The sequence below is a fragment of the Candidatus Dependentiae bacterium genome (assembly GCA_026389065.1).
Taxonomy (GTDB): domain Bacteria; phylum Babelota; class Babeliae; order Babelales; family Chromulinivoraceae; genus JACPFN01.
Genome location: JAPLIP010000017.1, coordinates 1 through 10,564, shown reverse-complemented (window position 1 = coordinate 10,564; position 10,564 = coordinate 1). Strand labels below are relative to the sequence as shown.

5 protein-coding genes are annotated in these 10,564 nt (G+C 35.1%); all 5 read right to left on the bottom strand.

Annotation, left to right across the window (positions count from 1 at the left end; all coding sequences use genetic code 11):
• Nucleotides 1-2,991 (bottom strand): hypothetical protein, encoded by a 2,991-nt coding sequence (locus NTU89_00710; GenBank protein ID MCX5923067.1) that lies wholly within the window; start codon nt 2,989-2,991, stop codon nt 1-3.
• Between the two features lie 17 nt (nt 2,992-3,008).
• Complete coding sequence (locus tag NTU89_00705) at nt 3,009-3,710, bottom strand: hypothetical protein (protein ID MCX5923066.1); 702 nt, start codon at nt 3,708-3,710, stop codon at nt 3,009-3,011.
• 55 nt (nt 3,711-3,765) lie between these two features.
• Nucleotides 3,766-5,502: an ATP-dependent DNA ligase gene (locus tag NTU89_00700; GenBank protein ID MCX5923065.1), complete on the bottom strand. Its 1,737-nt coding sequence runs from the start codon at nt 5,500-5,502 to the stop codon at nt 3,766-3,768.
• Between the two features lie 147 nt (nt 5,503-5,649).
• Nucleotides 5,650-9,339, bottom strand: coding sequence for a hypothetical protein (locus NTU89_00695; GenBank protein MCX5923064.1), 3,690 nt, complete (start codon nt 9,337-9,339; stop codon nt 5,650-5,652).
• A 100-nt stretch (nt 9,340-9,439) separates the two neighbouring features.
• A partial coding sequence (locus NTU89_00690; protein ID MCX5923063.1) for a hypothetical protein occupies nt 9,440-10,564 on the bottom strand: 1,125 nt, incomplete at its 5' end.

The following is a 10,564-nucleotide window of genomic DNA, read 5'->3' as shown; positions in this document are numbered from 1 at the left end:
TTACGCAATATATGCTGATGATGGATTTTCAAGACTTGATGTTTCTTTTTGCACTGCATCAAAAAATTCTTTTGTTTGAGTAGTAAGAAGCGCAGAGCTTTCAGATGCGGTAGCCCCTAAGTAATCTTGCATATATAAATTTTGTATAACCCCGGTGAGTATAGCAAATAATGCTGACAGCGAATCACCATCTGACTTAAAATTAATATAAGCAGCTGGTGCAATTTTAATTATTTTTTCCTTTATTCCTACTTGCATGTAAGGAACTGCGCCAGTTCCTTTTTCAAGAATATTATTTTTGATTAAATAATTTAATACTTTTTGACTAGGAGTTGTCGCTACAGACTTTGCTACATTTGTTTTTGCGGCAGAAGGACCCGCTGATGGAGAAAGCCCGGATAGCAACATTGAAGATACAAAAAGTAAATTTTGAACAGAGTTAAAAGCATGCATTTCTCCTGAATCAATATCAGTTCCAAGCTGCTCAAAACTTGCATAATCTTTACATATCTGAGCAAATGAGATTTTAGTTAATTGATTTGTTGATGATGATTCATATGACAATCCATTACTTTTAACATAAAAATAAAGCTCAACACTTTGATTACAAGCTAAAAAGTAAGCATGTGTAACCTTATCTTGTATCTCTGCAGCCATTTTAGTATTTTTCATACTTGTATACTGCTTTTGAGACGCTAAAAATCTTTGCGCTGCGCTATAGTAATGAACTTGATTAAATCCTGGAAACATTGGTTCCTGAGAAGAAAACTTTAGACATTGCTCACCTCCCACAACAAACAAATTTACAATGTCTTGATTGATATTTGCAATTTGAACCGAGTCTAAAGTTGGATCAAGCTCTGAAGCCCACTGCAAATATGAACTATTTATGTCAAAAAGCAAATTGTTGTAAGCCGTTGATGTTGGATCTCCAACCAAGCATTGTTTTGCAAAATCAATACTTAATTTATACAGAGAAATATAGATTTGCTCTGCAATCTTAGCCTGCTGAGCCAGTCCTGCTTTTAAAAAATATGCTTGAGCGCTTTGATCTTGTGCTACTAAAAGAGACTGACTTTGAATAATTGCTTTTTTAAACTCTTCATAAAGTGTTGCAAAGTTTGCTGGCAATTGTTTTTCTGATGCACTACTTGCAGCTTTGTCAGATAAAACAGGAGACTTAATTGATGGTGATTTGCTCGATTTTTTAACATTTATAAAAGATAAAACCTCTTTCATAATTTTTTTGGCCTGATCTATTTTACTTTGTGCCGCACTAGAGTAAGCACAGGCCATATTTTCAATCATCGCATTTGATCCAACAGGATCATCTCCTGGAACATAAGTAGATCCATACAAAGAAATAAGAGCTGTTCCTTTTTCAAAAAGAGATCTTGCTCCTAAAAAATAATCAATTGCGCAAAGCCCAGAAGAATAAAGCGGAGTAACTGCAGGAATAGGCATTTTAACAAAAAGAGCTGTCATGGTAGTTGAACTCGTCATTTCAACAGAAGACACAATGTCTTGAGTAAAAGATTGCATATAATCATTTACCGTTGATAAAGCTTGAACAACAATTGATTTATTTAAAGAAGATACTTGTGGCTTTAATGTTAAATTATAATCAGTAAAACAATCAGAAAAGCTCGTTGATTGACCTGATAAAACTTGACTGACTAAGAAAGCTTTAAAGAGTTGCAATATATCTTTTTTTTGCTCAATAGTTAAAGCAGAACTAAGTTTACCTATTGGCAGCAAGCTCAACGAAGAAGGCATTGCGCTTGAAAACAAGGTGGCATTTATTTGTGGTTCGTACACATTAACTACATAACTGGCAGCAACATTATCAAGCCCTTGAAATGTTGAATTACCAATTGGAATTACCGTAGACGCTAAAGAACTGGCTGTCCATCTTGTTTTTGCTAAAAAATATTGCGCCTTATTGCTATTTTCATCTGCCGCAAGAGAAGGAGCGCTCAAAAGCTTTAAGTATGCTGTTTGCGCCAAAGCATATTGAGCCATTGAGTCTGCAAAATTACCTAATTTTTCTGCAGCTTGGCCACTAGAAAATGCCTGCACAGCCTGAGACTTTAAAGCGGGAATGCTCGATGGATCTACAGCTGAAGCCTGCCCTGACTGTGCTAAAACTTGAGCTGCTGTGGGTAATTTTTTAGCAACACCTAAGCTTTTCGCTTCATTTTCTAATACTGTAAGTTTTTGCTTAAAGCCTTTTATCGCCAAAAGTTGCTTATCTGCCAGGTCTTTTTGTCCAGCGTTCGTATAAACATGATATAAAATTTCTTGATAAGCATTAATTTCTTTTGAAAGAATAATTCTTTTTGCAGTGTCATCAACATAAAATTCTAAACTATGAGTTTTCTTTAATACTGCTGCTTGGTACAAAGTGATCATAAGCTTTGTAACACTTTCTTTAAAATCTTGACCTTGCGCAAGACCCGTAAGCTTCATGTTTTTAGTTTGCGCAGCCCAAGCTAAGTTATATGCAATATAAACTGAAGCCAAATCATCAGAGTTTGAACTTAATGCATATGAAACTTCTTTTATAATCTGATAACAAACCTGAACAACTGTACTTGTTAGCTGTTCATAAAAACAATCAATGACGCCGCTCTGCTGATCTTTAGGAAAGAATAAAGCAATGCGCTTCACCTCTTTGTCATACTTAAAAAACTCATCAGACATAGTCAAAAGATCTGCGTGATAAGGAAAGCTCCTTGCAAATTCTTGTCCCACAATTCTCCCGTACCCTGAAATATATGAAATATATGGAGCAATAATTTTAGAATATGTAGAAAAAATTATATTTGACTGAGTGAGCGCTATTGGCTTTGTTGGATTTAATTCCTTATGAGATTTAATAAAATCTTGTAAAGCTTGCTCATATTGCACAACAACAGATGACAATGATGACTTTATAAAAGGAGAGAAAAACATAAGAGAAAGAAAAACAATTCTATAACTTTTTATCATTTAAAATATCCCGAAATTTATAAGTTTGGAGGCAATACAAAAACAGGCTGTTTTTTAGCTGTCGGCTTTTTAGCCGTGGTAGATAAACCTGATAAAAAAGATGCTAGAGCGTCGCCATGAGCAACTGGCTTTAGAGCAACACTGGTATTTTTTATTCCACTAAGAAAAGAAGTTATGCTACTTGTTGGAGCTGCTGATTTTACATGAAAAGTCTGTAAATTATTCAGACTATAATTAATAAAAAATAAGCCGATTGAAGATATTGCTTTTTGATATGAAGCAATAAGCTGTTTATCTTTTAAGATCGCCATCCCTTTTAGATATGAAGGATTGCTTTGCGCTGTTAAAAAACTTTGCAAGGCAATTTGATTAGTATCGTTAGATACCTTAGGGGTCACTGTCTTGGCAGGTTGCTCTTGTAAAAGCAATGTAATTTGATCGTTAGAATTATCAGGCTTTACAACGTTATTTACCACTGGCGCAGAATTTATCCCTGATAAAAAAGATCCAATATTGTTAGCTGGAGTTGTTCTACTTTTATCTTTAGAATCATCAGGTTTTTTAACCTTGGCAACCTCAACTTTATCTGCAACAGGTGCATTATTTAAGCTTGATAAAAAAGAACCAAGATTGTTAGCAGAAGTTACAACCCTGCAAAGCGTTATAGACGTTTGCAAAAAAATAAAACTTATAAACAATGTAAAATTTAGATTCTTCACAAAATACCTACTTTTTTATATTTTTTTCTTACTTAAACATAGTTGAGAAAATGAATCAAGATTTTATATTTTGCTGTGCAAATAAATGCTTAAGCTCAATAATCGATGTAGAATCATGAGCAGATTTATCAAATCGATAAGAAATAAAACGAGGAAACCTTAAGGCAAATCCAGGGGCATCACCTACTTTTCCAGCACTATGAAGCGGGGATAAAGTAATTTCATCAGACTTTACCGTACAGACTAACTCAGGACTTACCCAAACATCTGGATACAAATCTTTTATGCACTCTACGTTTTTAGGCTGAACAGAAACCTTCAAAGCTTCGCATCGACTTCTTAAATCTTTCCACTCAATGTCTGTGAGTCCAGTTCCAACTTTTGCCACAGTCTGAAATTGGTCCTTTTCTTGATCATAAATTCCAACTAAAAAAGCACCTATTCCAAATTGAGCCCGCTTGCCTTTTCCACCGTAATAACCAAGAATGACGCAATCAACAGTGTCAATTAAAGAAGCATGTGCTTCTCGTTTCATTTTAATCCAATTAAAATTTCTTTTTCCTGGTTGATATATCGCATCTTCTCGTTTCACCACAAGCCCTTCAAGGCCAGAATCAATATTTAATAAAAAATAATCTTCGAGCTCTTTTGCCGTTGTGATCTGTTTTTCTTCTACGACTTGTAAAGAATCGTCCTGTCCAATAATAGCTTGCAGCATTTCTCGTCGAGACTTATGAGTTTGATCAAGAAGTGATTTTCCATCAAGATATAAAAGGTCAAATAAATAAAGCCTTAATGGCATTTCTATGCTCATTTGCTCTACATCGTGCTTGCGTTTACGTTTAACCGTTTGCTGAAAAGGCAAAAACGTTTGAGTTTGATCATCATAAACTATTGCCTCACCCTCACAAATAAGACTTGAAACATCCAAGGTTGAGACAACTTTTTTTAAATCTGGAAACATATCTGACATATCAAGCATATTTCTAGAAAAAAAATGCACCTCTGTTTTTGAGTCTGTTTTTTTTACATGCACTTGAACACGAAAACCATCAAGTTTTGGTTGCGCGACACAGTCCCCAAGTCTTTCAACTATTGCCTGAGCACTGGTAAGACGCTCTGCCGCAGCAGGACGAATAGGAATTCCAACAGTAACGCTCATAGATTTAATGCCCGCAACTCCTTGATCTTTTAAAGTGTATGCAACGAGTCCTAAATCTGCGCAAACATTATAAGCAGCTTCTAAATCTTTACTTATACTTTTGTCGCCAACGCTCATCCAAGATAAAGCGTCTAAAAAAGTCATGTCTGAAAAACCAAGGCGCAAGGTGCTTGTAACGATTCGCACAATAAATTTTGCACCAAGCCCGTCAACTTGCTCTAAAAGCTTTACAAGTAAAGCAGTTCTTTTCTCTGTGGATCCTGCTCCAGAAATCTGAGCAATTTCCAGGAGCAAGTCATATACCTGCTGCACGCTCAGCCCTTGATCAATCCTGCAGTTATTTTTTTGTACTACTAATCCAAGGTCGCCAAGCTCTTTAAAGTCTTTTTGAATTTCGGCTACGGGCTTATCTGCAAAGTCTGCAATAATGCCTAACATTCCTTTTTGAGCAATATGAAACTGTATATTTTTATATGGGGCAAATAAACTGCCCTGCGAAAGATAGGAAATAATATGAGCATCTGTTTTTGAACATTGAGCAAGAAGCTCAGCCAAAATTTTAGTCATGCTGGTACGAGATGGCTCTTTTTCAAGATCTTGAAAAACCTGAGCAACTTGCAGAAACTTCATAGAAAAACACCCTAAGCATTCAATTTTTTATGTAACGTCACAAGTAAGATACAAACAGCTCAATAAAAATTCAATATTAATAATGATGGGCCAGGAAAACATTCCTGGCCCATCATTATTAATATGTTTAATGAACAGTTACTTGAGCTATGCTACTGGAGGATTTTGAGTAGTAACAGCAAATCCATCACATCCAGAGACTGGATGATTCCAACCATTAGGATTATTTGCAGTCATAATATTAGCCCAAAAAGTACCAGTGTATGGTGTATTAGAAGATGAAATCACATTTCCTTCTCCCACACCTGCGTTAGAACCATCAAGCAAGGTTGTCCAAGTCTGTACAAATAACGGACTTGAGGCATTTACTTCATATGCTGCCAGAATTGCATCAAATGCATTTTGGTTGGGAATCATTTGTATTGAAAATACAATTGATGGATATGTTTTTACTAAGTCAATATTCTTTGGAGTAACAACAATAACTGCATATGAATTATCGCTAAATACTGGGGCAAATGAAAACGCTGTAAGATAGTCAGAACCAATTATTGTATATGGTGTAGTAGTAGTATGAGCTGGATACTTAACCACAGAAGTAAACTGAACTCCTTGGTTAGCATGAATATTTACAGTAGATCCATTACAAGCATACAAAGTACTAGTCAGCTTATTATTAATATTTGTAATAGGCACTAAAGTACCAGTTTTTGAACTAGCTACAATATTTGCAAATGATTCAGTAAATAATGGAGTTGTGCTTCCTGAAACAAATGCTGAAACCATTCCATCAAAATAAGTAGTTGTAGCATTTGCTGTTATATCTAATGTAAATAAAACTGAGGTATTTAATGGTATCAATGCAAGATTAAAATTAGAAATCGGAAGTTTTCCAACCGCTCCATTTGAAAATTTAGGAGAGAATGCAAATGATGCAATTTTTTCATTTGCTTTAAGTAATTTTGCTGGATTATAGATATTAGCCGGGGCTACAGATGTCATAGGAGATGTAAAGAGAACGGCTTTATGTGTATCAATATCTACAGAAGGATTAACAACCCCATTAACCGCAGAAACATAGTACGTATCGTTCCAAGAATTGCTACTGTTTTTAATATAAACTAAAGAAGTCGTTAATTTAGAGTTAACAAGGCTTGGATATGATTGAGTAAATAATGGCTCTGAGCCTCCTTGGGCCAATGCAGTAATTGTTGCATCAAAATAACCAGTTGTCGCATTAGGTTGTACATTAAGCGTTAATACTACTGATGTGTTTGATTGTATTAGTGTAAGATTTGCAGCAGAAACAGAAATGTTTGAATAGGATCCATCTGCAAAGTTAGGAGAAAACTCAAATGATGTAATTTGAGCAGCAGATGTAAATAATATTGTTGGGTATGATTCCTGAACTATTGATGATTGTTGTACTGTTGCATTTGATGTAGATGATTGAACTTGATAACCAGAGCTCGGATAAATCTGTATAAATCCTAAAGTTGCTTGAGCAGGAAGATATTTTACCCATCTCTGAGTTACATGGTTATTTGCATTCAGTATTGGAGTGTCTGTCTTTACATGACCAGTGCTATTAGTCGTCCAATTAGTAATGCTTGGAAATACGTGCAATGCTATTGGGTTTTTCATATCTGAACTATTGTAAGCCGCAACTACAGCATCATAACCTGTTTTGTTTTTGATAGCGCTTGCTGTAAATACAACACCGTTGCCAAGAGCAATGCTTGCATTAACTATGCTTAAAAAGTTAGATCCTGGCAAAATCTTTAATGCTGATACTGAATTATCTGCAAAACCAAGATAATAATTAAATCCTGTTAATGCTTGCCCAGCTGGTAAAATCAATGGGGTTGCAAAAACAGATTTTGGAAATTCTACTGGTGCTTGAACAGATGCTGTTGATGTAGATGATTGGATTTGATATCCAGTGCTCGGAGAAATCTGTAAATATTCTGCATTATTATATTTTACCCATCTAATACTTACACTATTATTTACATTTGATACTGGATTATTCGTATTTACATGAGCTCCATTAACAACATTCCAATTAGTAATACCTGTAAATAGATGTGAAGCTATTGGAGTTACTATATTTGAACTATTATAAGCTAGAACAAGAGCGTTATAACCTGATTTATTTTTTATAGCACTTGCTGTAAAGACAACTCCATTTCCTTTCGCAACACTTGCATTAACAGCGTTTAAAAAGCTAGAACCAACACCTGTTGAACTCAGCTCTAATGCCGAGACAGAACCATCTTGAAAGCCAAGATAATAGTTTAATACTGTTAATGCTTGATCCGTAATTAAAGGTGTTTCAAAAATAGATGTTGGATATTGCGATGATAATGAAACCTTAAATGAAACGCCATTCGATTCAACAATATTTACAGGAGTAGATGCATTATAAACATACCAAGTATCTGTCCATGAATTGCTAATATTTGTAATCGGTCCTGATGATCCAGTTTTTGAACTATTTACAATGCTTGGGAAGAATTGAGTACAGATTGGAGTATGTGTTCCTTTTACGAAAGCTGAAATAGTTCCATCAAAAGAACCTGTTATCGTATTTGGAATTACATTTAAAGCAAATACAACTGATACATCAAGCGGTATTAATGCAATGTTTTCAGCAGAAAGATACAAGTCTCCATATGCTCCATTTTCAAAGTTAGCAGAGAACATAAATGAGGTAATTGGCTTGCTTGAATTAATCAATGTTGGATCATCAACTATATTAGATTTTGATGGATATTGAACAGCTGGTGTAAAGGCAACAACGTTTTTAGTTTTAATATCTGCAGAAAAATCAACAGCAGTATTTCCGCCAATATTAGAATGATACCAAGTGCTACTCCAAGAATTGTTAGTATTCGAGATTGGCCCAGATGAACCATTCGATGAAGAATTTGTAATACTTGGAAATAATTGAGTAAATAATGGCGTTGTGCTTCCTTGGACATATGCAGTAATTGTTCCATCAAAATAACCTGTTGAACTATTTGGCATAACACTAAGCACAAAAACAACTGATACGTTTACAGGTATTAATGCAAGATTTTTAGGAGAAACTGAAAGATTTCCAGATGTTGTGTTTGCAAAATTAGGAGAATACATAAACGCGGAAATTTGTTTGTTTGCTGGAACTGATACTGTTGGATATGATCCAGCATTTGATACTGGAGCAGAAGAAGAAGTAATTCCAAAAGCCTGATTAATACTAATGTTATTAATAGTAGAAACTGTTGATTGAGATGTACTTAGCTGATAAGATGCATTCGAAGAATTCCATTGATTATTGCTTTGCATAACCGATGGAAAAGCTTGCGCAGAACCAATAATTTCTCTAGTTAACTGATTATATGCAGAAACAATTAAATCAGAATAATTGCTATTTGTTGCATTCGGAACAAAAGCTGAAGAAACACTCACAGAAATACCATCTGACAGTGCATTATTAATAGAAGACAAAAGCGCTGATCCAATCTGACATGTTGCATATGTTTGGCCAGTATTTCCAGCAACATTGGTCCAATTAGGTATAACAGACAATTGTGATATCGGATTTGGAATATTTGGAGCAACAAAGGTTGCCCCTGGTGTTACTTCTTGGTATCCAATAGTTGCCAATGGAGTATTGACCTTTCCGTATTTCACAGCACCACCGCCTGTTTGCCCGCCGCCATTATTTCCTTGTGCAAGCGCAACCACTTGTACAATATTCATAACCTGTTGTTGGGATGAAAGAATAATTTGAGATATGCTTACTGCTAAAGCAAGCACTCCAAATCTAAAATATGTATACTTACTTTTCATAATATTTTCCTTTTTTTATTTAACATTTAGAAATCTATAATTGATTATTTTAAAAAAAATCTCCTTTTCTAAAAAGAATCTTAATTATTATTTTTTTATTTTACCAATCACCACCCTGTTGATTTTGAGGTGAAGCGAGTTGCAAAATAAATGTTGCTGGGTATGTAGCATCAACATTAATAAATCCATTTTCACCTGTAGCATTAAAAGGATTGGTTAAAGGCTTAAATGGCCCAGATGAAGTAGGCACTGGAATTCCAGCTGTGGTCAATGAATCACCCGTCACCAAATCAAATAAAAATAGATAAATAGAATCTGTAGCAGCAGCTTTTGTTAAATCAGCTATAGAATTATTAGCAGAATCAAATTCAATTAATGCAAATATAACCCCATCAGAAGGATTGGTCCAGCTTACATTGGCAAGGTATGGAGCTAATAAGCTCTCAGAAAAGGTTGAAGTAGGACCAAATAAAGTATAACCACCCAGAGTAATTTCTGTTGGATTATATTGTCCGGCCGATGGTGCAATTGCAACCACTATATTTTTATCAACTTGCAAACCTGAACTAATCATAATCGGTGAATTATTTAGAGTGTTTAAAAAATCTTGATAATTGCCATGCTCTGAAGTGTTAATATCTACGTTGCCTGCTGCTGTCGATTGGATTTGATAACCGCGACTAGAATTAATAGGTAAATAACCCGAAGTAACAGGTGGATTAGCAGTCACATATTTTACCCAACTAGCATTTACCGGGTTATTTGCATTGAGGATTGCAACATTAGTATTTGTATGTCCACTCGCAGAAGTACTCCAATTAGTAATAGACGGGAAAGAGTAAGAAGCTATTGGAGTTGTTGTATTTAAAACATAAGCTGAAGCAACTGCATCATAACCTGTTCCATTGGCCGTCGCACTTGCTGTAAATATAACTACATTCCCTTGAGCAATGCTTGCATTAACAGCTGTTAAAAAGCTAGCCGCTGGACCAGAAGAGTTAATCATTAATGCTGACACAGAGTTATCATTAAATCCAAAATAATAATTTAACTCTGTTAATATTTGAGCAACTTGCAAAGTTAATGGTGTAGCAAAAATATTACCGGTTGGATATGGCGCTGGTGTTAATGCTACCGGAGTTGCTGCGGCTGCTGGGGCTGCTGGAAAATAAAATCCATTTACGCTCGCAGATTGCATATTGCCAGAATGATCAGTCGCATCTCC

Bases quoted from the DNA above. Each gene is read 5' to 3' on its own strand.
- NTU89_00710 (MCX5923067.1), bottom strand. From the start codon at position 2,991: ATGATAAAAAGTTATAGAATTGTTTTTCTTTCTCTTATGTTTTTCTCT.
- NTU89_00700 (MCX5923065.1), bottom strand. From the start codon at position 5,502: ATGAAGTTTCTGCAAGTTGCTCAGGTTTTTCAAGATCTTGAAAAAGAG.
- NTU89_00695 (MCX5923064.1), bottom strand. From the start codon at position 9,339: ATGAAAAGTAAGTATACATATTTTAGATTTGGAGTGCTTGCTTTAGCA.